Genomic DNA, 24,773 nt, shown 5'->3' on the forward strand with positions numbered 1-24,773 from the left:
AGCCGACAGCGCCGATCGGGCCCGCGACCTTCTCGGCATCGAAGACATCGAGGAAGGCGGCGGTGTCGCGCCGCGTCATCTCCTGGCTGGTCTCGCGCAGCATCGTCATGATCTGGGCGCGGGCGGCGTCGTCGCCGAAGGAGGCGCCGGTGAACGGGCCGTACGACCCGAAGCGGTAGAACAGATCCGGCAGCAGCACGACATAGCCCGAATCGGCCAGCCGCTGCGCCATGCCGGCCAGCGAGGCCCGCGGGCCCATCGCATCCATGTAGAGGATGACGCCGCGCAGCGCCTTGCCCGGCGCGGCGGTGCCATCAGGATGGAACAGTGCCGCCTTGGCCGTGCCATCCGCCGTCTTGATCTGAAGGTCGCGCCTCATCTGCCAATTCCTTGTGGGCTGGCCCCGGCCGCGGGGGAGCAATCGAGAGGGGCGGCCGTGCCGGGATCATAGCCCTCATTCCCGCCAGAACGGCTTGCGGTGCATGGTCTCGACCTGGTCGCGGCGCAGGCCGAGGTCGAGCAGGGTGTCGTCGTCCATGCGCTGCATCCGGCTGCGCGTCTGGATCCGGGCGTACCACAGCGCCGGCAGGGCCGCGATGTGGCTGAGCAGGGACAGGACGGGGGTCGGCCGCTTGCTGGGTGCAGAACGGCGCTCGTCGAGGCAGGTGCTGATCATGATACGGTCCTGATCTAGGGTGGGATCAGGGGTCGACCCGTGCCTTGAAGATCGGTCCTGGCGGCCGCGACCGCAAACGGGATAGTCTGGGCCTAGTCCAATAAAAACTTGGCCTGAGGCATCGGAATGGGATGGCGGCTGCCCCCGCTGAACGGCGTGCGGGCCTTCGAGGCGGCGGCGCGGCATCGCAGCTTCACCCGCGCCGCGGCCGAGCTGTCGGTGACCCAGGCCGCGGTCAGCCAGCAGGTGCGCCGGCTGGAGGACTGGCTGTCGGTCAGGCTGTTCCACCGGCGCGAGAACAGCCTGGAACTGACCGAGGCCGGCCGCACCTACCTGCCGCTGGTCAGCGGGGCCCTGGCCGGCATCGCCGACGCCACGGCGCAAATCGCGCCCGGCCGCACCGGCGGCGTGCTCACCATCAGCACCACCCCGTCCTTCGCCGCGAAATGGCTGACGGCACGCCTGCGGGGGTTCACCGCGGCGCATCCCGATATCGACGTCAATGTCACGGCGTCGTTGGCCCGGGTCGATCTCGAGGGCGGGGAGGCGGATTGCGCCACCCGCTGGGGCCAGGGCGGGTGGGAGGGGCTGGCGTGCGACCGGCTGTTCACGGACGACAGCTTCCCGGTCTGCAGCCCGGCGTTGCGCGACGGGCCGCCCGGGCTGCGCACGCTCGACGACCTGCGCCGGCACACGCTGCTGCACGACCAGTCCCTGGCGCCCTGGCGCGACTGGCTGCGCGCCGTCGGCATGGCGGAGGTCGACTGGGTGCGCGGATTGCGGGTCAGCGATTCCTCGCTGACCATCCAGGCGGCGATGGAAGGGCAGGGGGTGGCGCTTGTCGTGTTCTCCCTGGTCGTCGACGACCTGGCGGCGGGGCGGCTGGTGCGGCCGCTCGACCTCTCGGTGCCAAGCCCCGCCAGCTACCATTTTGTCGCCACGACGCGGGCGCTGCGGCGGCCGATCGTCCAGGCGTTCCGCGACTGGATCGTCGCCGCCGCAGCCGAGACCACCCTGGCACCGCGGGAGCCGGTCGCGTCGTCGCGCCCGGCCGATTGAGCGCCCGGCGGGCTTGTCGGGCGCCGCCGGCCGGACCATCTGCCTTGCGGTGCAACAACTGGAGGAGAGGCGCGTGATCGATCCGAAGAAGCTGTTCGAGGATTTCCTGGGCGGTGGTGCGAAGCAGCCGGGCAGCAAGAGTTCCGGCCTGTCCGGCAATCTCGGGACGCTGGCCACAGGCGCTGTCGGCGGCGGGTTGATCGGCCTCCTCCTCGGCTCGAAGAAGGTCCGCAAGTTCGGCGGCAGCGCGCTCGGCTATGGCGGTGCCGCGGTGCTGGGCGGCCTGGCCTACAAGGCCTGGCAGGACTGGTCGGCCAAGCGGGCGCCGGCCCCGGCCCAGCCGCCGGCGCAGCAGCCGCTGGCCCTGCCGCCGCCGCGCAGCCCGTTCGACCTGGAGACGCAGAGCGCGGCGGGCGGCGGCGATGCGCGCATCGCCGTGGTGCGGGCGATGATCGCCGCGGCCAAGGCCGACGGTCATATCGATGCGACCGAGCAGCGGGCGCTGTTCGACCGCATCGGCCAACTCGGCCTCGGCACCGAGGAGAAGGCCTTCGTCATGGACGAATTGGCCAAGCCGCTCGACATCGCGGCGATCGCGGCCCTGGCGGCGACGCCGGAGCAGGCGTCGGAGATCTGGCTGGCCTCACGCCTGGCGATCGATCCGGACGACCCGCGCGAAAAGGCCTATCTCGACGACCTGGCGAGACAGCTGAAGCTGCCCGAAGGGCTCGCGGCCCATCTCGAGGCGCAGGCGGTCGGGTGACGCCCCTGTCTGTCATGCCCGGGCTTGACCCGGGCATCCAGAAGGTGTCGACGCTCTCCGGATTGCCGGGTCAAGCCCGGCAATGACAAGAGGGGAGGGAGCGCCTCAGGCGACCAGGTCGATCGTGTAGCTCTCCATGACCGGGTTGGCCAGCAGCTTGCGGCACATCTCGTCGAGGCGCGCCTTGGCCTGGGCCGCGTCGGCGGCGGCGATCTCGACCTCGATCACCTTGCCCTGCCGCACTTCGCCGACCTCGTCGAAGCCGAGGCCCTGCAGGGAATGGCCGATCGCCTTGCCCTGGGTGTCCAGGACACCGGGCTTCAGCATGACGTGGATGCGCGCTTTCATGGGGCGACCTGGCTCTCACGGATGTCGACGACACTTCCTTCCGGCAAGATGCCGAGGCGCCGGGCCACTTCCTGATAGGCCTCGAGGACGCCGCCGAGATCCTGGCGGAAGCGATCCTTATCGAATTTCTCGTTGGTCTGCACGTCCCACAGGCGGCAGTTGTCCGGGCTGATCTCGTCGGCCAGGACGATCCGCATCTCGTCGTTCTCGTCGTACAGCCGGCCGAACTCCAGCTTGAAGTCGACCAGCTTGAGCCCGATGCCGAGGAACAGGCCGGTGAGGTAGTCATTCACTCGCAGCGACAGCGACACGATGTCGTCGAGGTCCTGGGCGTTGGCCCAGCCGAAGGCGGTGATGTGCTCCTCCGACACCATCGGGTCGTTGAGCTCGTCCGACTTCAGATAGTACTCGATGATCGAGCGCGGCAGCGGCGTGCCTTCGGGCACGTTGAAGCGCTTGGAGAACGAGCCCGCGGCGATGTTGCGCACCACCACCTCGAGCGGGATGATCTCGACCTCGTGGATCAGCTGCTCGCGCATGTTCAGGCGGCGCATGAAATGCGTCGGCACGCCGATCTCGGACAGCCGGGTCATCAGGTACTCGGAGATGCGGTTGTTCAGCACCCCCTTGCCTGAGATCACCGCCTTCTTCGTACCGTTATGCGCCGTCGCATCGTCCTTGAAGTACTGGACGATCGTGCCAGGCTCCGGCCCTTCGTACAGGACCTTGGCCTTGCCTTCGTAGATGCGCCTGCGGCGGCTCATGTGGACGTGTCCATGGAAGGTGAAGCCAAAACAACAAAAAAGGGTCGGGACGTCCCACGGAGGACGTCCACGCCTGCGCACATATAGCAAGCGCGGCTCTGGTAAACAATTGCGCGCTCCCGTCCGCCTCCGGGCGTGACCAGGGCGGCCGGAGACGCTATATCCTCCGCTATGGGATGCGCCCGCGGTTGCGGGCAGATGGAAGGACACGGCATGACGACGTTCGACTCGCGGGGCCAGGCATTCGAAGCGGAGTTCCAGCACGACCAGGAGCTCCTGTTCCGGATCCAGAATCGGCGCAACAAGCTGCTGGGCCTGTGGGCGGCCGAACTGATGGGCCTGACCGGCGCCGATGCCGACACCTATGCGAAGGAGGTCATCATGTCCGACTTCGAGAGGCAGACCGACGAGGACGTGCACGACAAGGTCTATGCCGACCTGAAGATCCACGACGTCGACCTGTCCGACCACCGGCTGCGCAAGAAGATGGACGCGCTGCTGGCCGTGGCGCGGCAGCAGATCATGACCGAGGCGACGCCGAAGTAGCGGCAGGCGGCCTTTCGAGACGACGCAGGGCGGCTTCGGCCGCCCTTTTTCATGCGCGTCGCCGGGGCCGGGACGGATCCTTGCGGATTTGGCCTTCCCATTTTCCGGGCAAGAAAGAAAACTCTCTTCAGCTCGATTCGTACGAATCAGCCTGCATTTCGGAAAGGAATTTTCATGTGTGATCAACATTGTTCCGCCGGAGCGAAGCCGTCGCCGCTCCCGGTCTCCCGCCGTGGCCTCCTCGTCGGCGGCGCGGCCCTCCTGTCGGCCGGTGCGGCTCTGTCCGCCTGCGCCAGGGCCCAGGCGCAGGGCGAGAAGCCGGTGGCGACCCCGATCTCCGGCGACGACGCCTTGAAGCGGCTGATGGACGGCAACGCCCGCTACGCCGCCAACACGCCGGTGCAGAAGGACTATTCGGCCGGCCGCGCCGCGCGAGTGGGCGCCCAGCATCCCTTCGCGTCGATCCTGAGTTGCGCCGATTCCCGCGTCGCGCCGGAACTGGCCTTCGACCAGGGGCCGGGTGATCTGTTCGTGGTCCGGGTCGCCGGCAATTTCCTGAACGATGACGGCCTCGCCAGCCTCGAATACGGGGCGCTGGTCCTGAACATCCCGCTAATCATGGTGCTCGGCCACAGCAATTGCGGCGCGGTCGACGCGACCATCAAGGTGCTGAAGGACGGCACCAGGCTGCCCGGCCATCTCCCCGGGCTGGTCAATTCGATTAAGCCGGCGGTCGAGGCGGCGAAGGCGAAGGGCGGGCCGGACCTCCTCGCCGACGCCACGGTCGAGAACGTCCGGCGCAATGTCCGGCTCCTGGTCACCGGCGACCCGGTCGTCTCCGGGCTGGCCAAGGATGGCAAGGTGAAGGTCGTCGGCGGTATCTACGATCTGGCGACCGGTCGGGTCACGCTGGTGTGAGGAGGGCGGGGCGGGAAGGGCTCAGCCCTTCACCGCCCCCGCCGTCAGCCCGCTGGTCATGGCGTTGCGGAAGACGTAGTAGATCACCGCCGGCGGCACGGCGTAGATCAGCCCGGTGGCCATCAGCAGGTTCCACGGCGAATCGTCGGCCGACAGGAACGCGCCGAGCCCGACCGACAGCGGCGCCGCCTGCTCGCTCGACAGCAGCAGGAAGGCGTAGAGGTACTCGTTCCAGGCCAGGATCAGCGCATAGATGCCGATCGCCACCAGCGACGGGCGCATCAGCGGCAGATAGACCATGCGGAAGATCTGCAGCGGGCTGGCGCCGTCCATGATCGCCGCCTCGTCCAGTTCACGCGGCAGCTTGTCCGAGGCCTGCTTCAGCACCCAGATGGCATAGGGCGAGGCCAGCGCGATCATCGCCAGGATCAGAGCGGTCTGGGTATCGAGCAGGCCGTAGGAGCCCATGGTCTTGTACATCGGCACCGCCAGGAAGGCGGCCGGGATCAGATAGGTGGCCAGCGCCAGGTTCATCACCTGGCGTCCGCCCTTCACGCGCAGCCGGCTGATGGCGAAGGCGGCGCAGGTGGCGACGAACAGGGTCGCCACTCCGGTGGTGACCGCGATGAAGAAGCTGTTGCCGAGCTGCAGCCAGAAGTTGCTGAGGTAGTAGTGCTGCTGCCGGAACACGGTGAGGAAGTTGGAGAAGGTCGGGTGCTCCGGCCACAGCGTGCCGGCCAGCACCGCATCCTGCGGCGAGATCGCCAGGACGAACAGGTGGTACAGCGGCACCAGGGTCCACAGCACCACCGGGACGGCGATCAGGATCAGGGCCGCCTCGTTCAGCCAGCGCTTCATTCCTCGCCTCCCTTGGACAGGCGCTTCACCATGACGAAGACCAGCGGCAGGACCAGCGGCATGGCGACGATGATCGAGGCGACGCCGAGGTCGAGGGCGTTGTTGCGCAGGTAGCGGATGCCGAGCGTGGCCAGCACCTGGGTGCTGTCGTTCGGGCCGCCGCCGGTGAGCAGGTAGACGCTGTTGAAGTCGCCCAGTGTCCAGATCGTCGACAGGATGACCGAGGTGACGTAGAGCGCCGCGACCGACGGCCAGGTGACGAAGCGGAAGCGCTGCCAGCGCGACGCGCCGTCGACCGACGCGGCCTCATAGAGGTCGCGGGCGATGGCGAGGCGGCCGGTCAGCAGGATCAGGGTCCAGAACGGCAGCGACTTCCAGATATGGACCATGATCGCGGCGAAGAAGGCCAGCCATGGGTTGGTCAGCCAGGGCGGGCCCTCGAAGATGCCGAACAGCTGGAACAGCTGCTGGTTGATCATGCCCGTCTCGGGGTTGAGCATAACCCGGAACGACAGGATGGTCGGGATCGACGGCACCGCCCAGGGCAGGATGAACAGCACCAGCAGCAGCCGGATCCACCAGCGCGGCACGGCGAAGAAGCCAGACAGGCCGAGCGCGATCACCATCTTAACGTTCACGGCGATCAGCAGGAACAGGATCGTGTTGACCGCCGCGGTCAGGAAGATCGGGTCGGCGAACAGGCGCCGGTAGCTGGCCGGGTTGGCGCCGAGATAGAGGCCGTAGCCGACCGGATAGGCCACCAGCACCAGGAACACGGCGATGTAGGGGGCGAGCAGGATCAGCCCCCAGGTCGTCCAGGTGCGGCGATGGCTGCGGCCGGCGGCGGCCGGGATCCCGTGGATCGTGGTCGCGGTCATCGGCTGGGTCCTCTCTCAGAAAAGGCTGCGGCCCGGCCCGCGCGGCGTTCCGCACGGGCCGGGCCGGCAGGTCGGTCCTAACCGGCGATTTCCTTGATCCGGGCGATCATCTCATCGACCGCCTGGTCGGGCGAGACCCCGTCCTGGACCACGCGGTTCAGCGCCTTGGCCCAGACATTCTCCGCATTCACCTTGGTGAAGTGGTAGTTGTAGACGAAGGGGAAGGGCACGGTGCCCTCGGTGAACTGCTTCGACACCACGGCGCGGTGCGGGTCGCTGCCGTCGGTCCAGAACGGCCGGGCGGCGCCGGACTTGGTCACCGGGTACCAGCGCCCGACCGAGCCCTCGACGAAGGGCGTCAGGTTCTCGTCCTTCATCATGAAGGCCATGAACTCCTTGGCCCGGGCCTTGTTCTTGGAATCGGCGAAGATCACCGCGGTCTTGGTCGCCGCCAGGTTCGGCAGCGTGCCGCCGTCCGGCTTCTTCGGGAACAGGGTGGTGCGGATGTTCTCCTCGTAGTTCTTCTTCGCCTGGGCCCGCTGCTCCTCGGTCAGCGTCTGGTTGGTCGAATCGTCCAGATGCTTGCTGGGGATCGAGATCGTGGCGTTGTGGGTCAGGACCGTCGTCTTGTTGTGGAAGTTGACGTTGTTGTCGGTGTCGAGCCAGTTGACCGAGGAGGGCGGGGTGCAGCCGCGGGTGAAGATCGAGCTGTACCCCTTGACCGCCTCGATCATCGCCGCCCGGTTCTCCGGCTGGTCGAGCACGATCTTGCCGCTGTCGTCGACGATCTTGACGTTGTAGGCGTTGGCCCAGGTCAGGAAGCTGAAGAAGGTGTCGGAGGCTGCGACGCTCATCGGATGGCCGATGGCGTAGATGCGCTTGCCCTTGGCGCGCAGGCCGGCCTGCACCTTGTCGCACCAGAAATCCCAATACGCGTTCCACTCGGTCGGGATGTCGGCCTCGGTGAAGCCGGCATCCTGCAGCATGTCCTTCCAGTAGAAGATGTGCATGGTCTGGCGTTCGATCGGGAAGGCGTAATAGGCCTTCTGCCCGGTCTTGCCGTTCATCAGGAAGGTGGTGGCCAGCGCGTCGGGCTGGAAGCTGTCCTTGATCGGATTGAGGACGTCGCTGACATCCTCCAGCCGGCCCTCATAGGCCCACTGCCCGGTGGTGCGGAAATCATAGGTGGTGCAGTAGCCGACGTCGGGCGGCGTGCCGGCCTCGACCGCGGCGACCGACTTCACGATGCAGTCCTCGGTCGAATACAGCGACAGCTCGACCTTGACGCCGGTCGCCTTCTGGTACCGGTCGATCAGGCCCAGCAGGGCGTCGTCCTCGCCTTTGTAGAACCCCTTGGTGACCCAGACGGTGAGGGTGTCCTGCGCCTGGGCGGGCAGGGCGACGGCGAGGCCGAGGGCCAGGGCACAACCCGCCGAAAGGTGGCGGAGACCGATCTTGGGCATGAAATCTCTCCCAGAGCTGAGGAATGAGGGCGGCGGCGGCTTGTGCCGTCTTGGTGGTGGCTTCCGGAGGACCGGAAGCGGGGGTGTCAGGCGGGGCCGGGCCTCCTGGCGGTGGAGCCCCGTTCGACGATCTCGAAGCCGACATCGATCACCCGCGGCGGTGCCGGGGCGGCGTCCTCGGGGTCGAGGATGCGCATCAGCAGCTTGCCGACCCGGCGGCCGATGCCTTCGGCGTCGATCCGGACGGTCGACAGCGCCGGCACGCATTGCTCGCCGATCTCGAAATCGCCGAAGCCCATGATCGAGACCTGCCCCGGCACCGCGATGCCGCGGCGGTGGCATTCCATCAGGGCGCCGACGGCGGCGAGGTCCGAGACCGCGAACACGGCGTCGATCGGCCCGGCGGTGTCGAGCAGATGGGCCATGGCGGCGGCGCCGCCGGCGAAGGACACCGGTACGTGGCCGCGATGGACGACGGCGTCGAGCGGCAGCCCGGCCTGGCGCAGCACCTCGGTGAAGCCGACCAGCCGGGCCTCGCCGCGGAAATCATGCGAGTCGCCGCCGACCGCCGGGCCGATGCCGCCGATGCGGCGGTGCCCCAGCGCGATCAGGTGCCGCGCCGCGGCCCGGCCGGCGTCGATGTTGGAGAAGCCGACGGCCCGGTCGATCGGGGCGGCCGCACCGCAGTCCCAGATCTCGACCACAGGGATGCCGGCGCTGCCCAGCATGGCCCGTGCCGCCTCGGTGTGGCTCATGCCGGCCAGCACGATGGCCTCCGGCCGGCGCTCCAGCATCGCCCGGACCAGCGCTTCTTCCTCGCTCGTCCGGTACAGCGTGTAGCCGATCAGCAGCTGATAGCCGGTGCGGCGCAGGGCCTCGGTCAGCCCATGCGCCGTGTCGGCGAAGGTGGAGTTGGTCAGCGTCGGCACCAGCGTCGCGATGAAGCCGGTGCGGCGCGACGACAGGGCGGCGGCGACCTTGTCGTCGACATAGCCGAGCTGCGCGATCGCCTGGCGGATGCGGTCGCGCGTCTCCGGCGCCACCCGGCTGCTGCCGGCCTGCACCCGGGACACGGTCATCGGCGAGACCCCGGCGAGACGGGCAACGTCCCGCATGGTCGGCCGGAGGGAACGCTTGGGCATGGCTTGGCTCTCGATCGGCCGCGCGGCTGCTCCACGCCGGGCCACGTGCCGGCGGGACCGCGCATCTCGGCGCGTCCAGGCCGCAGTGGGGCGGGGCCGCGCGGAAGCGCAGCAGGCCGCGGATCGCGTCATCGGCAGGGCCGGGCGCGTCGTGTGGTCGGGCTGATGCGATCGATGGCAAGCATGATGTCGGCCCTCCCCATGGCCTGGGTCAATTTGTCATTCTTATTGATGTGACCGGTAACATGGATGGCTGTCGGGACGCAAGAGCGAGGCTGCCGTCGCGCGTCGCCGGGCCTGGCGAGATCGTGCTGTTCGCTCTTGGCCAAAGCCCGGAAGTAGTTTTAGAATGATTCAAAATTCCGGAACCCGACGGAGGGAACATGGCTGACGAAGGCAAGTGCCCGTTCACAGGTGGTGCCCGTAAGCCCACCAACCGCGACTGGTGGCCGAACCAGCTGGATCTGCAGGTTCTCCACCAGCACTCCGCCCTGTCCGATCCGATGGGCGAGGCGTTCGATTACGCCAAGGAATTCAAGACCCTCGACCTGGACGCCGTGATCAAGGACCTGCGGGCCGTGATGACGGATTCGCAGGATTGGTGGCCGGCCGATTTCGGCCATTACGGCGGGCTGTTCATCCGCATGGCCTGGCACAGCGCCGGCACATACCGCATCGGCGACGGCCGCGGCGGCGGCGGGCGGGGCCAGCAGCGCTTCGCGCCGCTCAACAGCTGGCCGGACAACGGCAATCTCGACAAGGCCCGCCGCCTGCTGTGGCCGATCAAGCAGAAATACGGCCGCAAGCTGTCCTGGGCCGACCTGTTGATCCTGACCGGCAACGTCGCGCTCGAGTCGATGGGCTTCAAGACCTTCGGCTTCGGCGGCGGCCGCCCGGACACCTGGGAGCCCGACCACGACATCTTCTGGGGCCCCGAGGGCAAGTGGCTGGCGGATGAGCGCTACAGCGGCGATCGCGAGCTGCAGGGCCATCTCGGCGCCGTGCAGATGGGGCTGATCTACGTCAACCCGGAAGGTCCGAACGGCCACCCGGACCCGGTCGCCGCGGCGCGCGACATCCGCGAGACCTTCGCCCGGATGGCGATGAACGACGAGGAGACGGTCGCCCTGATCGCCGGCGGCCACAGCTTCGGCAAGACCCACGGCGCCGGCGATGCAAGCCTGGTCGGCGCGGAGCCGGAAGGGTCCGACATCGTGGATCAGGGCCTGGGCTGGCGCAGCACCCACGGCACCGGCCATGCGGGCGACGCGATCACCAGCGGCCTGGAGGTGACCTGGACCTCGACGCCGACGAAGTGGAGCAACGAGTTCTTCAAGAACCTGTTCCAGTACGAATGGGAGCTGACCAAGAGCCCAGCCGGCGCGCAGCAGTGGCGGCCGAAGGACGGTGCCGGGGCCAGCCAGGTTCCGGACGCGCACGACCCGTCGAAGCGCCACGCGCCGGGGATGCTGACCACCGACCTCGCCCTGCGGTTTGATCCCGCCTATGAGAAGATCTCGCGGCGCTTCCTCGACCATCCGGAGGAGTTCGCCGACGCCTTCGCCCGCGCCTGGTTCAAGCTGACCCATCGCGACATGGGGCCGAAGGTGCGATATCTCGGCCCGCTCGTGCCGAAGGAGACGCTGATCTGGCAGGATCCGGTCCCCGCGGTCGACCATCCGCTGGTCGACGCGTCGGACGTCGCCGCGCTGAAGGCGAAGGTGCTGGCCTCCGGCCTCACAGTTCCGCAGCTGGTCTCGACGGCCTGGGCGTCGGCGTCGACCTTCCGCGGCTCCGACAAGCGCGGCGGCGCCAACGGCGCGCGCATCCGCCTGGAGCCGCAGAAGGACTGGGCGGTCAACCAGCCGGACCAGCTGGCAACGGTGCTGGCCAAGCTGGAAGCGATCCAGCAGGAGTTCAACGCCTCGGCGCCGGGCGGCAAGAAGGTCTCTCTGGCCGACCTGATCGTGCTCGCCGGCGGCGCTGCGGTCGAGAAGGCGGCGAAGGATGCCGGGCAGGACGTGCAGGTGCCCTTCACCCCGGGCCGCACCGATGCGTCGCAGGAGCAGACCGACGTCGCCTCCTTCGCGCCGCTCGAGCCCAGGGTCGACGGGTTCCGCAACCATCTCGGCGAGACCTTGCTGGCCTTGACGCCGGAGGAGCTGCTGGTCGACCGGGCGCAGCTGCTGACGCTGACGGCGCCGGAGATGACGGTGCTGGTCGGCGGCCTGCGGGTGCTGGGCGCCAATGCCGGGAACTCGCATGGCGTCTTCACCCGGCGGCCGGGGGTGCTGACCAACGACTTCTTCGTCAACCTGCTCGACATGGGCACGCAGTGGGCGCCGTCCTCGGACGCCGAGAACGTGTTCCAGGGCCGGGACCGGAAGACGGAAGACGTCAAATGGACCGGCACGCGTGTCGACCTGATCTTCGGGTCGCACTCGCAGCTGCGGGCGCTGGCGGAAGTCTACGGCGCCTCGGACTCGCAGGCGAAGTTCGTGAAGGACTTCGTGGCGGCCTGGACCAAGGTGATGAACCTCGACCGGTTCGACATCGCCTGATGTCGGCGAGGGGTCCCCGGCGGTCGTCGCCGGGGACCCCTCGCCGTTGCATACCGCCGCTCGCCAACCTAACGCTCTGGCGGGACGACGCTGGGTTCGCAGCCGCGAACCCGGCCTACGCGGTCTTTAACGCTCCACCGTCCGGTTCCAGCGATCGTTCCACTCCGGCCGGTGAGCGTTGATCTGGTCCCAGTCCAGCACCACGGCGTGATCGAGATAGCCGCGGAACTCGGTCAGCATCTTGGCGGCCTCGGGCGTCGCGCCGGCGACCTTGCTGTTCGACGGGATCTGGCCGCCATATTGCAGCGCCGGGTCCTGGGCCTGGGCGCTCAGCAGATAGTGCGCCAGCTTCTGCGACAGCGCCGGCTCGGTGTTCCCGGCGATGACGCATTGCGTCACCATCAGCAGCACGCCGCCCTCCTTGGGCTGGGCATAGGCGACCGGAATGCCCTTGGCCTGCATCCCGGCGACGGCGGTTGGCGTCAGCGGGAAGATTGCGGCCTCGCCGGTCTGCACCATCTCCGACAGCTTGGCCGAGCTGGGGATGTACTCCAGCACGTTGGGGCCGATGGTGCTTGCCCATTTGCCGAAGCCGGGCTCGACATCCGCCTCGCTGCCGCCCTGGATGCGGTTGACCATCAGGAAGCCGTGCAGCCCATAGGTGCTGCTGGATAGCGACTGGAACACGACCTTGCCTTCGAATTTCGCGTCGGCCAGGTCCATCCATGAGGTCGGGGCCGGCCAGCCCTCCTCCTGGAACATCTTGGTGTTGTAGGCCAGGCCGGTCAGGCCCAGGGTCACGCCCGAGGCCATGTCGTCCTTGATCCGGGCGGCGGGGTACAGCTCCTCCAGTACCGGGTCGGGCTCGGTCTTCTGGCACAGCCCCATGCCGATCGCGCGCACCATCACCCCGTCATCCAGGAACATCAGGTGCATCTGCGGATTGTCCTTGGCCGCCGTCGCCTTTGCCAGGATCTCGGAGGAGGTGCCGGGCACGACCACGATCTTGACGTCGTTGGCCTTCTCGAAAGCGGGGAAGACGTGTTCGGTGAACGCCTTCTCCATGTCGCCGCCATTCATGCCGATGTACAGCGTCTTGGTCTCGGCCGATGCCGCGCCCGAGGCCAGCAGTGCCGCGCTGGCCAGCAGTGCAGCCCTGATCCGTCCGTTCATGTCGCTCTCTCCTGTTTTGGTTGTTGCTGCTCAGGCCGCTGCCGTTCCGGCAAAGCGGCCGATGTCGAAGGCCTCGATCGGGGTGGTGCTGCGGCCGTCGCGCGCCAGCTCGGCCAGCACCTCGCCGACCGCCGGGCCGATCTGGAAGCCGGCGCCGGAGAAGCCGAAGCCGTGGATCAGCCCCGGCGTGGTGCGGCTCGGCCCCAGCACCGGGTTGCGGTCGGGCATGTCGCCCTCGACCCCGCTCCAGAACCGAATCACCTGGGCGCCGCGCAGCGCCGGGAACAGCTCCGCCGCCTGGCGCAGCAGCGCGGCGATGGCGGTGCGGCCGGGTCGGGCGCGGTCGGCGTCCAGGGTGATACCGCGGCCGCCGCCCATGACGCAGTTGCCGCGCTCGACCTGGCGGGCATAGATGCTGCCGCCCTCGACTCCGACATTGATGTCCATCAGGCGCGGCAGCGGTTCGGTCACCGCCATGTTGGGATGGGCCGATTCCAGCGGCACCGTCTCGCCGAAGGCGGCAGCGAAGCGGCCGGACCAGGCGCCGGCGCAGTTCAGCAGCAGGCGCGACCGCACCTCCAGACCGTCGCCGGCCAGCAGGCGGAAGCCGTCGCCGTCGCGCACCGCCTCCTGCACCGCGGTCTGCTCGCGGATGTCGGCTCCCGCCTTGCGCGCGGCCCGGGCGAAGCCGGGCGACACCAGCCGTGGATTGGCATGGCCGTCGGCCGGGCACCAGGACCCGGCGATGGCGCGATCGCCCAGCCAGGGCCAGCGGGCGCGGAAGGCGTTGCCGGCGACGATCTCGAGCCCGAGGCCAAAGTCGCGAACGCGGTCCTGATAGGCCTCCAGCACCGCCAGGTCGGCCTCGCTGCGCGCCAGCTTGAGATGGCCGGAGCGGATGTACTCGCCGTCGATGCCGATCACCTCCGGCAGGCGCTGCCAGATCGCATGGGCCCGCTGCGACAGCGGGATCTGCTCCGGCGGCCGGCCCTGGCGGCGGACGCCGCCATAGTTGGCGCCGCTGGCCTGGGCGCCGCAGAAGCCGCGCTCCAGCAGCAGCACCGCCATCCCCATGCGTCGCAGCGCCAGGGCCGTGGCCGCGCCGGCGATGCCGCCGCCGATGATGGCGACGTCGGTGGTGATGCGTTCGGTGACGGTCATGCCGCTGCCTCCGGCGCGTCCTCGATCGCGACCGGGATCGGCTTGACCGGGGCCTGGCCGCGCAGCCGGCCCACCGCCTCGACCGGCACGCCGCGATGGGTGGCCAGGATCTCGGCTGCCGCGGCGCCGCACATGCGGCCCTGGCAGCGGCCCATGCCAACCCGGCACAGCGCCTTCAGCCGGTTCAGCTCCGGCGTGCCCCAGCGGGTGGCAGTGGCGCGCAGCGTGCCGGCCGACACCTCCTCGCAGCGGCAGACCACGAGCTCGTCGGGCACCTTGGCGGCCCAATCGGCGGGGAAGGGGAAGGCACGCTCCAGCCCCTGGCGGAATTTTGCGATCCCGGCCAGCTTCGCCTCCAGCTTGGCCGAGCGGGCCGTGTCGACCGGCCGGCCGAGATCCTGCAGCAACGCCAGGGCCGCGCGTTCGCCGGCCAGCTCGGCGGCGTCCGCCCCGGCGATGCCGGCGCCGTCCCCGGCCAGGTAGAGGCCGGTCACGCTGCTGCGGCCGGCGGTATCGCATTCCGGCAGCCAGGCGCGGTTCAACGGGTCGAAGCGGAAGCGGCAGCCAGCCAGGTCGGCCAGCTGGGTCTCCGACCGCAGGCCATAGCCGAAAGCGACGGCGTCGCATTCGATGCGCTGCTCGCGCTCTCCGTCATGCCAGACGAGGCCCTCGACCCGCTCGGTGCCCAGGATGCGCAGCGGGCGGGTGCCCTGCCGCGTGGGCACGCCGCCGGCCTTCAGCGCGGCGAGTAGGCGCAGGCCTTTGGCCAGGACGGCGGGGCCGCGCAGCAGGCCGGGCAGGGCGGCCAGCTTGTCGGCCTGCCGCGCCGTGTCCAGCACCGCCACGACCTCCGCCCCGGCCTTCAGATATTGCGAGGCGACCAGCGGCAGCAGCGGGCCGGTGCCGATGAAGGCGACGCGCCGGCCGATGCCGCAGCCCTGGTATTTCAGCGCCACCTGGGCCGCGCCCAGGCTGTAGGCGCCGGGCAAGGTCCAGCCCGGGATCGGCAGGATCCGGTCGGTCGCGCCGGTGGCCAGGATCAAATGGCTATAGGGCAGCCGCTCCGCGTGCCCATCGCGCAGCAGGTCCAGCGCTCCCGCCTCGATGTTCCAGACCAGGGTGTTGGGCCGGTGGTCGATGGCCAGCCCGTCGATGGTCCGGTGCAGCGCCATGGCCTTGGCCGCCTCGGTGCCATAGAGGGTCTTCGCGTCGCGGGTGAAGCCGTCTGGCTGGCGGCGGTAGATCTGGCCGCCGCCCCTGGCGGCCTCGTCCACCACCACCGGCCGCAGCCCGGCCGCCACGAGAGCCTGGGCGGCGCGGATGCCGGCCGGGCCGGCGCCGATGATGACCGGGCGGATGTCGCCGCTCATGCCGCCTCTCCCGGGCCGGTGACCAGGCGCATGCCCTCGGCGATGGCGGTGGAACAGGCGCGGAAGCGGTGTCCGTCCTCGGTCGCCACCCAGCAATCCTGGCAGGCGCCCATCAGGCAGAAGCCGGCGCGGGGGCCGCCGCCGAACTCCGATCGCCGCAGCCGGTCGGCTGTCGTCAGGATCGCGGTCAGCACCGTGTCGCCGGCCAGGGCTATGGCCGGCCGCCCGTCCAGGCGGAAGCGGATCTCAGGCCGGCCGGTCTCGGCGAGGCGGGTCAGGATGGGCATCGGGAGGATCCGGTCACTGGCGGCCGACCAGGATGCGGTCGAGGCCGTAGATGCGGTCGAGCACGATCATGGCGACGGCGGTGACCGCGACCATCAGGGCCGAGACGGCGGCCATCATCGGGTCGATCGATTCCGTCGCGTACATGTACATCCGCACCGGCAAGGTGACGGTGGCGGGGGAGGTGACGAAGATCGACATCGTCAGCTCGTCGAAGCTGTTGATGAAGGCCAGCAGCCAGCCGCCGGCGACGCCGGGCAGGATCATCGGCAGGGTGATGCGGCGGAACACGGTGAAGGCGCTGGCGCCCAGCGATGCCGCCGCCTGCTCGGTCGACCGGTCGAAGCCGACCAGGGCGGCGATCACCAGCCGCAGCGCATAAGGCGTGATCACCACGCTGTGTGCCAGCACCAGCCAGAAGAAGCTGCCGGCGGCGCCCATCTGCGAGAACAGCTGCAGCAGCGCCACGCCCAGCACCAGATGCGGGATCAAGAGCGGCGACAGGAACAGCGCGTTCAGCGCGTCGCGGCCGCGGAACGCGTAGCGGGTGGTGGCGATGCCGGCCGGCACGGCGATCGCGGTCGACAGCGTCGCCGACAGGGTCGCCAGCCACAGGCTGTTCCAGAAGGACTGCAGGAAGTCGGGATGGTGGAACACCGCGTCGAACCAGCGCAGCGAGACGCCGGCGGTCGGCAGGCTCAGCGTGTTCTCCGGCGTGAAGGCGACCAGGCAGACGATCACCAGCGGTGCCAGCATGAAGGCCACGACCAGCGTGTGGAAGACCAGGGCGAGGGGGCCGTTGCGGGACATCGGCGCCTTCACCCGAGGGTCTTCCGGTACCGTCCCTCGACGATCCGGTTGTAGCCGAGCATGATGGCCAGGTTGGCGACCAGCAGGATCACCGCGATGGCGGCGCCCAGCGGCCAATTCAGCGAATTCAGGTATTCGTCATAGACCACGGTCGCGACCATCTTCAGCCGCCGGCCGCCGAGCAGGCCGGGGATGGCGAAGGAGCTGGCGGCGAGGCCGAACACGATCAGGCTGCCGGACAGGAGGCCGGGCAGGATCTGCGGCAGCACCACCCGGCGCAGCACGGTGGCGTGCGACGCGCCCAGCGACAGCGCCGCCTGCTCGGTCGCCGGGTCCAGCTTCTGCAGCGAGGTCCAGACCGGGATGACCATGAACGGCACCATGATATGGACCAGCGCCACCACCACCGCGGTCTCGGTATAGAGCAGCCGGATGCGGCCGAGGCCCAGGGCCTGGGTCGCCTCGTTCACCAGGCCGGTCGGGCCCAGCAGCATGCTCCAGCCGAAGGCGCGGACCACGACCGAGACCAGCAGCGGCGCCAGCACCACCAGCAGGAAGACCGAGCGCCAGGGGCTGCGCATCCGGCTCAGCACATAGGCCTCGGGCGCGCCGACCACGATGCAGATCAGCGTGGTCAGGGCCGACAGGCGGAAGGTGCGCAGGAAGATCTCGTAGTAATAGGGGTCGGTCAGCACGGTCAGGTACTGGCCGACGGTCCACGCATCCTGCACGCCGGTGGCGTGGTCGTAGACGTGGAAGGACAGGATCAGGGTCAGCGCCAGCGGCGTCAGCACCAGCCCGGCGAACAGGATCGTCGCCGGCAGCGCCATTGCCGCCGGGGCCAGGCGCCCCTCGGCCGTCGCGGCGCTCATCGGGCTGCCTCCGCGGCCTCGGTGTCGCGCAGCACCCGGACCATGTCCGGCGCCCAGTCGATGCCGGCCTGTGCGCCCTCGGCCAGCGGCTCGCCGCCTAGGTTCGGCGCCGCCACCAGCAGCTCGCCGGCCGGGCTGTCCAGATGGTACAGCCACTGGCTGCCCAGGAAGTAGCGGCGCGAGACCGTGCCGGGCAGCCGTCCGGTGCCGGGCGCGCCCAGCGCCAGCTTCTCCGGCCGCAGGCACAGCAGCACCCGGGCGCCGGCGGGCAGGCCGTCGCCCGGCACCTCCAGCGTCGCGGCGCCGACCGTCACCTGCGCGACTGCGCCGGCCTGGGCCACCACGCCGTCCAGCAGGTTGGCCTTGCCGACGAAGTCGGAGATGAAGCGGCTGCGCGGATGCTCGTACATCCGGTAGGGCTGGTCGATCTGGGTGATGCGGCCGCGCTCCATCACCACCACGCGGTCGCTGATCGAAAGCGCTTCGGTCTGGTCATGGGTGACCATGATCGTGGTGGTGCCTGTGCGGCGCTGAATCTGGCGAAGCTCGAACTGCATCGCCTCGCGCAGCTTGGCGTCGAGGTTCGACAGCGGCTCATCCAGCAGCAGCACCGGCGGCTCGATCACCAGGGCCCGGGCCAGGGCGACACGCTGCCGCTGGCCGCCGGACAGGGCCCGCGGATAGCGGCCGGCGAGGTGGTCGAGATGAACCAGCGCCAGCGCCTCCTCCACACGCTTCGCCCGCTCCGGCTTGGCAACTTTGCGCATCTCCAGGCCGAAGGCGACGTTGTCGGCCACGGTCATGTGCGGGAACAGGGCGTAGCTCTGGAACACCACGCCGAGGCCGCGGCGGTTCGGCTTCACCAGGGTCAGATCCTGCCCATCCAGCACGATCCGGCCGGTGGTGGCGGGGACGAAGCCGGCGACCATCTGCAGCGTGGTGGTCTTGCCGCAGCCGGAGGGGCCGAGCAGCGACACGAACTCGCCGCGCTCCACAGTCAAATCGAGATCGGCGACCGCCGCGACGTCGCCATAGAGCTTCGAGATCCGCTCGAGACGGAGGAAGGTCACTGCAGTCTCCCTGGCATCCCTGTCCGATGACCGTTTCGGTCCCGCCGGTCTTGGCTTCCGTCGAACGGAAGGCGCCAGCGCCTTTCTCCAGAAGACTCTTTCGTGATGGCGAGTCAAGGCGACATTCCGTTTTTTTGAGAGTATCGTGATTGAGATTCCGGTCTTCGGAATTAATGGTGCCAATATCGGCCTGGAGTTTCCGGAAATGGTGAAAGAGAGCGAGGCCCCGGGCAAGAGCCTGCAGCGCGGCTTCGCCATTCTGCGGGCCCTGGCCAAGGCGGGCGGCGAGGGGGCGAAGTTGATCCGCATCGCCGAGGCCACCGGCCTGACCCAGGCCACCGTGCACCGGCTGCTGCAGGCGCTGCTGGCGGAGGGGATGGTCGAGCAGGACGGGCGCAGCCGGCTGTACCGGCTCGGCATCGACTTCTTCGCCCTGGCGGCGCGGGCCGGGAATCCCGGAAATCTGCGCGATCTGTGCCGGCCGGTGCTGCAGCGCCTCTCCGCCATGCTCGGCGACACCGTGTTCCTGCTGGTGCGCAGCGGCTTTGACGCCATGTGCCTGGACCGTTGCGAAGGGCCGTTCCCGATCCGCTCCTTCACCGGCGACATCGGCGGCCGGGTGCCGCTCGGGGTCGGGCAGGGGGCGCTGGTGATCCTGGCCTTCCTGCCCGAGGCGGAGCGCGAGGAAGTGATCCGCTTCAACGTTCCCCGGTTGATCGGCCAGAGCTTCATGATGGACGAAGTCCATTTGCGGACCGAGATGATGAAGGCCCGGGAGGCGGGCTTTGCCGCCCGGCGCGACTTCGCCATCCCCGGCATGGGCGGCGTCGCGGTGCCGATCCTCGATCGGGAGGGGCGGTCGGTGGCGGCGCTCAGCATCGGCACGATCTCGGAGCGGCTGGGCGAGGACCGGCTGCCGACGGTGGTCGAGATCCTGAAGCGCGAGGCGACGGCGATCGGCCCGCGCCTCAACCCGTTCGACCCGGCGCTGCGCCGCCCCGCCCAGTCGCTCGGCAGCGCCTCGCGGTGACGCTTCCGTTTTCGGCGGCGATATGCCAGGGAGGGTCGGCATGACCGACGATCCCGCGCTCGACACCCTGTTCCTGCCGTTCCGCAGCGGCACCCTGGCCTGGCCGGCGGATGGCCGGGCCCTGGTGCTCGGCGCCCGTGCCGGCGCCGCCCTGGCCGAATTCGCCTCGCCGACCCTGGCCTGCGAGCAGAGCGTCCGGCCTCGAGCCGCGGCGCTGGAAGCGGCGGGGCTGACCGTGTCGACCCGGGTCGAGGGCCGCTTCCCACTGGTGCTGGTGCTGCCGCCGCGGCAGCGCGAGGCGGCGCGGGCGCTGCTGGCCCGGGCGCTGGACCAGGCCGAGCCCGGCGGGACGGTGGTGGTCAGCCTGGCCAACACCGACGGCGCGCGTTCGGCCGAGGAGGATCTGGCCCGGCTGGCCGGCCCGGTCGACAGCCTGTCGAAGAATCGCTGCCGCGTGTTCTGGGCGCGGGCCGGCGCCGGCGATCCGGCCCTGCGGGCGGAGTGGGCGGCGCTGGACGAGCCGCGGCCGGTGGCGGATGGCCGCTTCCTCAGCCGCCCCGGCCTGTTCGCCTGGGACCGGATCGATCCCGGCTCGGCTCTGCTGGCGGCGCACCTGCCGGCCGATTTGAAAGGCCACGGCGCCGATCTGGGCGCCGGCTTCGGCTATCTTGCCGCGGAGGTCCTGGACCGCTGCCCGGAGGTGACGGCGCTGGACCTCTACGAGGCCGAGGCCAGGGCGCTGGAGCTGGCGCGGCACAACCTCGAGCCCCATGCCGGCCGGGCCGCGCTCGATTTTCTCTGGCACGACGTCGCCGCCGGGTTGCCGCGGGACCGGCGCTACCATTTCGTCGTCACCAACCCGCCCTTCCACGAGGGCGGCCGCGCCGACCGGCACGATCTCGGCCGCGCCTTCATCGCGGCGGCCGCGGCGGCGCTGCGGCCGAAGGGCCGGCTGTTTCTGGTGGCGAACCGGCACCTGCCCTATGAGGCGGCGCTGGAGCAGGCCTTCACCATGGTCCGCCGCGTCGCCGATGACGGCGCCTACAAGGTGATCGAGGCGGCGAAGGGCGTGCGATGAAGCTGGTGCGCCGCCTCGCCAATCTCGGCTACGGCAGCCGCAAGCAGGTCGAGGGGATGCTGCGCGACGGCCGCGTCACCGATGCCGGCGGCCGGTCGTTTGCGGCCGAGGCCCAGCCGGAGCATGAGGCGATCCGGGTCGACGGCCAGCCGCTCGACCCGCCGCCCGGTGCCGTGCTGATGCTGCACAAGCCGGCCGGATACACCTGTTCGACCAGCGACCCCGGCCGGGTGGTGTACGAGCTGCTGCCGCCGCGCTTCCGCCTGCGCAATCCGATCATCGCGCCGGTCGGGCGGCTGGACCGCGACACCACCGGTCTGCTGCTGCTGACCGATGACGGGCCGCTGCTGCACCGGATCATCTCACCGAAGAGCCGGATCCCGAAGGTCTACGACGCCATGCTGGCGCACGACCTGACCGGTGAAGAGGCGGCGGTCTTCGCCGCCGGGACGCTGATGCTGCGGTCGGAGACCACGCCGCTGGAATCGGCGGTGCTGGAAGCGCTCGGGCCGCGCCGCGCCCGGCTGACCGTGACCGAGGGCCGCTACCACCAGGTCCGGCGCATGTTCGCGGCCGCCGGCAACCATGTCGAGGCGCTGCACCGCACCGCCATCGGCGGCCTCGGCCTCGACGATCTGGCAGAGGGCAAGTGGCGGTTGCTGGTCCCCGCCGAAGTGGCGTCAGTGTTCAAGCCGACGGCGTCTTGAACATATGTTCGGTCCCTCAGAGCTCGCGGCGTCATAGGAATGTAATATTATATCGCCGTCCATGTTTTTCCTTGTCGGGGCCTCCCTGCTGGCGCAGAGTGCCCACCCTGCAGGTCGGAGATCGGCCGCGAGGGCGCCGAGAACGGGTTTTCCGTCAGCCCCGCCGGCCCGTGTGTTCGTCGGTTTGGCACTTCTTCCCCGGTGCCGATGCGCTTCACCGGATCCGTCGCATCGCCGATGACCATGGGACCGATCTTCTCCTGCAAGAACCACGGCACGCGGCGGTCTTAGGATCCGCCGGGAGCCGCAACGACAAAAGCCGCTGGAGGAACCGCCATGGCAGGTCAGCACCGCAGGCGTCCCAAGACGAGTCCGGCCCCGCTTCGGGCGGACGAGCACGAGCAGACCTCTCTCCCGCCGAAAGCCGCGAACGACACCAATGCCGTGGTCCCGATGAGGGAAATCGCGGAATTGGCGCCCTCGGCCGAGCAACCCGCCGCCCCCCGCCCGTCCCGTATCCAGGCGGCGCTTCGGGCCGAGATGCTGTGCCGCGGGCTGCGCCTGTCCCAGGCGGAATTCGCCCGCCGCTACGGCCCCGCCAGCTCGGTCGTGCGCAACTGGACGCCGCGCCAGGCGCAGCCGAGCGGCATCAAGGTATAGCCCTCTTCCAACGGTCCTGAGCGATTCGACCGGCGGCCGCCGACGCGGCCCGCCGGTCTTCGCTTGTCCGCGCTCTTGCGCCGCGGATGACAGCCCGCCGGGTTCGGTGCTACCCGGAAGGGCGGAACCGCCAGGCGATCGAGGGGAAGGGATGCGTTGGGACGGACGGACGGCGATGGCGCGGGCCTGGGTCCGGCTGCCGTCGGGCAAGCGGCTGGATCTGCTCAACCCCACGCCCTTCGACTGGGACGACCGCGACCTGGCGCTGGGCCTCGCCCGGACCTATCGCTGGGGCGGGCATTCGGCCTGGCCGCTGCCGCTCTCGGTGGCCCAGCATTCGCTGGCCGTGCTGGCGCTGTGCCGGGCCTGGGCGCCGGCGCCGCTGTCGCCGCTGGCCGAGCTGCGCGAGCTGCTGCACGACGCCGATGAGGGGCTGCTGGGCTTCGACCCGCTGTCGGTGATCAAGCCGTTCCTGGGTCAGGAGTTCCGCGACCTGGCGGCTCGGCTCGAGGATACCGTGTTCCTGCGCTACGGCCTGCCGCGCTGGACGGTGGAGCAGAAGGCCTTCCACAAACGGGCCGACCGGGTGGCCGCGGCCAGCGAGGCGATCCATGTCGTCGGTTGGACGCGCGACGAGGTCTGGCGCGTGCTGAAGATCCGGTTCCGGCCGGTCGAGGACGACCCGCTGCTTCCGGCCTATGGCGGCACGCCCTGGGAGCCCTGGGCCCCCGACCTGGCGGCGGAGCGCTTCCTGGAAGAGTTGGGCCGGTTGAAAGCGGCAGCCGGCTGATCGTCTAGGACAGGTGCGGGGACCGCCGGGCGATGAAGCGCGCCACCGCCGGGCCCAGCAGCACCACCAGGAAAAAGCGCACGGTCTGCAGCGCCATGACGAAGGGCAGGTCGACATCGCTCGACGCGGCGATGATGGCGATCGAATCCATGCCGCCGGGGCTGGTGGCGAGATAGGCGGTCAGCGGGTCGACCCCGAGCGTCCGCACCAGCACGAAGGCGAGGCCGCTGCAGAAGGCGATCAGCGCGACGATCGACAGCAGGATCTGCGGCAATGCCCTGGCCGCGTGCACCAGCACCGACCGGGTGAAGCCGAGGCCGATGTTCCAGCCGATCAGCGCATAGGCGAGGGCGAGCAGCCATTCCGGCAGCTCGATCTCGATCAGGCCGAGTGCGTGCAGCACCGCCCCGACCACCAGCGGCACCAGCATCGAGCCGGCAGGGATGCGCAGCCGCCGCCCGGCCACGGCGCCCAGCCCGGCCAAAGCGAGGGTGGCGGCGAAGGGGCCGGCATCGATCGGCGGGAACCAGACGATCGCCGCCGGCCCGGCGTCGCCGGTGTCGATCCAGAAGCGGGCGATCAGCGAGGCCGCGGTGGCGACGCAGACGACGCGCAGATACTGCATGAAGGCGACCAGCCGGGCGTCGGCGCCGAACGCCTCGGCCATCAGCACCATGGCGGTGGCGGCGCCTGGGGACGAGCCCCAGACGCCGGTGGTGCCGGGCAGCACCTGCCAGCGGCTCATCATCCAGCCGAGCAGGCTGCTGGCGGCCAGCGTCGACAGCACGATCGCCAGGAACAGCGGCCAATCCCGCAGGAAGGTGACCAGGATCGCCGGCGTGATCGCCCCGGCGATCAGGCAGCCGATGATCGCCTGGGCGCCGAGATAGGGCTGGCGCGGCACCCGGATGGTGCCGCCGCCGACTCCGACCAGGATGCCGGCGACCATCGGGCCCAGCAGCAGCGCCGCGGGCAGGGCCGCGGCCTGCAGCAGGCCGGCGACGGCGCCCGACACGGCCAGCAGGACGGCCCATTGCCCGGCACGCGGCAGCCTGGCCAGGACCGGCAGAGCCGGGCCGTTCACGGGTACCACAGCAGCCTCGCTTTCCGCCTCAGGGCCGGCCGAGCAGGATGTCCGCGGCCTGGGAGACGATTCCGATGCGGGGCAGGATAGACTCCATGGCGAAGCCATGCATCTCCGCCGACAGGCTGGTCATCGCATCCTCGGCGAAAACCACGGCGTAGTTCAGCTCCCAGGCGTGGCGGGCGGTGGATTCGACGCCGAAATTGGTGGCGATGCCGCCGAGCACGATGGTGCCGATGCCGCGCCGGCGCAGCTGCAGGTCGAGATCGGTGCCGGTGAAGGCGCCCCATTGCCGCTTGGTGACGACGACGTCGCCGGGCGCGGCCACGCCCTCGGCAAGGTCGCTCCAGCCCGCGGGCAGGCCGCCGACCGGGCGGTTCATCGGCCGGTCCACCGGCTGCCTCGGCGCATCGGCGTAGTCCGACGCCCAGCCGACGCGGACCGGCACCACCAGGGCGCCGGCGGCGCGGAAGCGCGCGGCCAGCGTCTTGGCCGCGGCCAGTATCTCCGCCCCGCCGCGGGGCGCGAGCGGCATGCCGAGGATGCCGTGCTGCAGATCGATCAGGACCAGGGCAGTGCTGCGCGGGTCGAGGGTGGGCATTGTCGTCGCCTTTCGGTGCAGGCCGCACCCCTCCGATCCCGCTGGCCGCGGGCCGGATGGACGGGGACGGGCACATGTGGAAATATGAGGATAGCCTCGCAAATAG

General features: G+C 69.8%; 27 protein-coding genes. 10 read left to right on the plus strand and 17 right to left on the minus strand.

Annotated features, from left to right (window positions below):
- A partial coding sequence (locus FFK22_RS12080) for a dienelactone hydrolase family protein (RefSeq protein ID WP_186002427.1) occupies nt 1–379 on the minus strand: 379 nt, incomplete at its 3' end.
- A 75-nt stretch (nt 380–454) separates the two neighbouring features.
- Complete coding sequence (locus FFK22_RS42870) at nt 455–676, minus strand: DUF1127 domain-containing protein (RefSeq protein ID WP_186002428.1); 222 nt, start codon at nt 674–676, stop codon at nt 455–457.
- Nucleotides 677–802: 126 nt separating this feature from the next.
- On the opposite strand from FFK22_RS42870, the gene gcvA reads away from it, so the two are divergent.
- Nucleotides 803–1,735, plus strand: coding sequence for a transcriptional regulator GcvA (gene gcvA, locus FFK22_RS12090; protein WP_138891932.1), 933 nt, complete (start codon nt 803–805; stop codon nt 1,733–1,735).
- Nucleotides 1,736–1,808: 73 nt separating this feature from the next.
- Complete coding sequence (locus FFK22_RS12095; protein ID WP_138891933.1) at nt 1,809–2,498, plus strand: tellurite resistance TerB family protein; 690 nt, start codon at nt 1,809–1,811, stop codon at nt 2,496–2,498.
- A gap of 105 nt (nt 2,499–2,603) precedes the next feature.
- Here FFK22_RS12095 and purS read toward each other — a convergent pair whose 3' ends face one another.
- Together purS and purC are read right to left on the minus strand one after the other, a co-directional pair.
- Nucleotides 2,604–2,846 carry a phosphoribosylformylglycinamidine synthase subunit PurS gene (purS, locus tag FFK22_RS12100; RefSeq protein WP_138891934.1) on the minus strand — a complete coding sequence of 81 codons (243 nt, stop codon included), beginning with the start codon at nt 2,844–2,846 and terminating at the stop codon, nt 2,604–2,606.
- Complete coding sequence (gene purC / locus FFK22_RS12105) at nt 2,843–3,610, minus strand: phosphoribosylaminoimidazolesuccinocarboxamide synthase (RefSeq protein ID WP_138891935.1); 768 nt, start codon at nt 3,608–3,610, stop codon at nt 2,843–2,845. Before purC ends, purS begins: the two co-directional genes overlap by 4 nt.
- Nucleotides 3,611–3,823: 213 nt before the next feature.
- On the opposite strand from purC, the gene FFK22_RS12110 reads away from it, so the two are divergent.
- On the plus strand, nt 3,824–4,156 hold the full coding sequence (locus FFK22_RS12110; RefSeq protein WP_138891936.1) for a DUF1476 domain-containing protein: 333 nt from the start codon (nt 3,824–3,826) through the stop codon (nt 4,154–4,156).
- 321 nt (nt 4,157–4,477) lie between these two features.
- Nucleotides 4,478–5,074 (plus strand): carbonic anhydrase, encoded by a 597-nt coding sequence (locus FFK22_RS12115; RefSeq protein WP_221938545.1) that lies wholly within the window; start codon nt 4,478–4,480, stop codon nt 5,072–5,074.
- 21 nt (nt 5,075–5,095) lie between these two features.
- Here the strand turns inward: FFK22_RS12115 and FFK22_RS12120 are convergent, their stop codons facing one another.
- From FFK22_RS12120 to FFK22_RS12135, 4 genes are all read right to left on the minus strand, one after another.
- A complete protein-coding gene (locus FFK22_RS12120) occupies nt 5,096–5,932 on the minus strand; it encodes a carbohydrate ABC transporter permease (protein ID WP_138891938.1) in 837 nt (278 codons plus the stop codon).
- Nucleotides 5,929–6,810, minus strand: a complete 882-nt coding sequence (locus FFK22_RS12125) for a carbohydrate ABC transporter permease (protein WP_138891939.1) — start codon at nt 6,808–6,810, stop codon at nt 5,929–5,931. Before FFK22_RS12125 ends, FFK22_RS12120 begins: the two co-directional genes overlap by 4 nt.
- A 77-nt stretch (nt 6,811–6,887) precedes the next feature.
- The gene (locus tag FFK22_RS12130; protein WP_138891940.1) at nt 6,888–8,273 is read right to left on the minus strand and encodes an ABC transporter substrate-binding protein; all 1,386 of its coding nucleotides are present in this window, start codon (nt 8,271–8,273) and stop codon (nt 6,888–6,890) included.
- An 86-nt stretch (nt 8,274–8,359) separates the two neighbouring features.
- Complete coding sequence (locus FFK22_RS12135; protein WP_221938546.1) at nt 8,360–9,415, minus strand: LacI family DNA-binding transcriptional regulator; 1,056 nt, start codon at nt 9,413–9,415, stop codon at nt 8,360–8,362.
- Between the two features lie 383 nt (nt 9,416–9,798).
- On the opposite strand from FFK22_RS12135, the gene katG reads away from it, so the two are divergent.
- A complete protein-coding gene (katG, locus tag FFK22_RS12140; protein ID WP_138891941.1) occupies nt 9,799–11,976 on the plus strand; it encodes a catalase/peroxidase HPI in 2,178 nt (725 codons plus the stop codon).
- A 126-nt stretch (nt 11,977–12,102) separates the two neighbouring features.
- On the opposite strand, the gene FFK22_RS12145 is transcribed toward katG, so the two are convergent.
- The 7 genes from FFK22_RS12145 to FFK22_RS12175 are packed head-to-tail and all read right to left on the minus strand — an operon-like array spanning nt 12,103 to nt 18,717.
- The gene (locus tag FFK22_RS12145) at nt 12,103–13,149 is read right to left on the minus strand and encodes an ABC transporter substrate-binding protein (protein ID WP_138891942.1); all 1,047 of its coding nucleotides are present in this window, start codon (nt 13,147–13,149) and stop codon (nt 12,103–12,105) included.
- Between the two features lie 30 nt (nt 13,150–13,179).
- A complete protein-coding gene (locus FFK22_RS12150) occupies nt 13,180–14,310 on the minus strand; it encodes an FAD-binding oxidoreductase (protein WP_138891943.1) in 1,131 nt (376 codons plus the stop codon).
- Nucleotides 14,307–15,680, minus strand: coding sequence for an NAD(P)/FAD-dependent oxidoreductase (locus FFK22_RS12155; RefSeq protein ID WP_138891944.1), 1,374 nt, complete (start codon nt 15,678–15,680; stop codon nt 14,307–14,309). Before FFK22_RS12155 ends, FFK22_RS12150 begins: the two co-directional genes overlap by 4 nt.
- Complete coding sequence (locus FFK22_RS12160) at nt 15,677–15,967, minus strand: (2Fe-2S)-binding protein (RefSeq protein ID WP_138891945.1); 291 nt, start codon at nt 15,965–15,967, stop codon at nt 15,677–15,679. The genes FFK22_RS12155 and FFK22_RS12160 overlap by 4 nt, the downstream gene beginning before the upstream one ends.
- Before the next feature lie 13 nt (nt 15,968–15,980).
- The gene (locus FFK22_RS12165; RefSeq protein WP_138891946.1) at nt 15,981–16,775 is read right to left on the minus strand and encodes an ABC transporter permease; all 795 of its coding nucleotides are present in this window, start codon (nt 16,773–16,775) and stop codon (nt 15,981–15,983) included.
- A gap of 8 nt (nt 16,776–16,783) precedes the next feature.
- Nucleotides 16,784–17,647, minus strand: a complete 864-nt coding sequence (locus tag FFK22_RS12170; protein WP_138891947.1) for an ABC transporter permease — start codon at nt 17,645–17,647, stop codon at nt 16,784–16,786.
- Nucleotides 17,644–18,717, minus strand: a complete 1,074-nt coding sequence (locus tag FFK22_RS12175) for an ABC transporter ATP-binding protein (protein WP_138891948.1) — start codon at nt 18,715–18,717, stop codon at nt 17,644–17,646. Before FFK22_RS12175 ends, FFK22_RS12170 begins: the two co-directional genes overlap by 4 nt.
- A 205-nt stretch (nt 18,718–18,922) precedes the next feature.
- Between FFK22_RS12175 and FFK22_RS12180 the strand changes: the two genes are divergently transcribed.
- The 5 genes from FFK22_RS12180 (at nt 18,923) to FFK22_RS12200 (ending at nt 22,982) form a co-directional block, all read left to right on the plus strand.
- Entirely contained in the window at nt 18,923–19,747 is an 825-nt protein-coding gene (locus FFK22_RS12180; RefSeq protein ID WP_138891949.1) for an IclR family transcriptional regulator, read from the plus strand.
- A 40-nt stretch (nt 19,748–19,787) separates the two neighbouring features.
- Nucleotides 19,788–20,825, plus strand: a complete 1,038-nt coding sequence (locus tag FFK22_RS12185; protein ID WP_138891950.1) for a class I SAM-dependent methyltransferase — start codon at nt 19,788–19,790, stop codon at nt 20,823–20,825.
- Entirely contained in the window at nt 20,822–21,532 is a 711-nt protein-coding gene (locus FFK22_RS12190) for a pseudouridine synthase (protein WP_138891951.1), read from the plus strand. The genes FFK22_RS12185 and FFK22_RS12190 overlap by 4 nt, the downstream gene beginning before the upstream one ends.
- A gap of 453 nt (nt 21,533–21,985) precedes the next feature.
- The gene (locus FFK22_RS12195) at nt 21,986–22,192 is read left to right on the plus strand and encodes a hypothetical protein (RefSeq protein WP_138891952.1); all 207 of its coding nucleotides are present in this window, start codon (nt 21,986–21,988) and stop codon (nt 22,190–22,192) included.
- A 151-nt stretch (nt 22,193–22,343) separates the two neighbouring features.
- Nucleotides 22,344–22,982 (plus strand): phosphohydrolase, encoded by a 639-nt coding sequence (locus FFK22_RS12200; RefSeq protein WP_138891953.1) that lies wholly within the window; start codon nt 22,344–22,346, stop codon nt 22,980–22,982.
- Nucleotides 22,983–22,986: 4 nt separating this feature from the next.
- On the opposite strand, the gene FFK22_RS12205 is transcribed toward FFK22_RS12200, so the two are convergent.
- Entirely contained in the window at nt 22,987–24,066 is a 1,080-nt protein-coding gene (locus FFK22_RS12205) for an AbrB family transcriptional regulator (protein WP_221938547.1), read from the minus strand.
- 28 nt (nt 24,067–24,094) lie between these two features.
- Nucleotides 24,095–24,667: a hydrolase gene (locus FFK22_RS12210; protein ID WP_138891955.1), complete on the minus strand. Its 573-nt coding sequence runs from the start codon at nt 24,665–24,667 to the stop codon at nt 24,095–24,097.
- Between the last annotated feature and the right edge of the window lie 106 nt (nt 24,668–24,773).

It is taken from the genome of Mycobacterium sp. KBS0706, assembly GCF_005938675.2.
Taxonomy (GTDB): domain Bacteria; phylum Pseudomonadota; class Alphaproteobacteria; order DSM-16000; family Inquilinaceae; genus Inquilinus.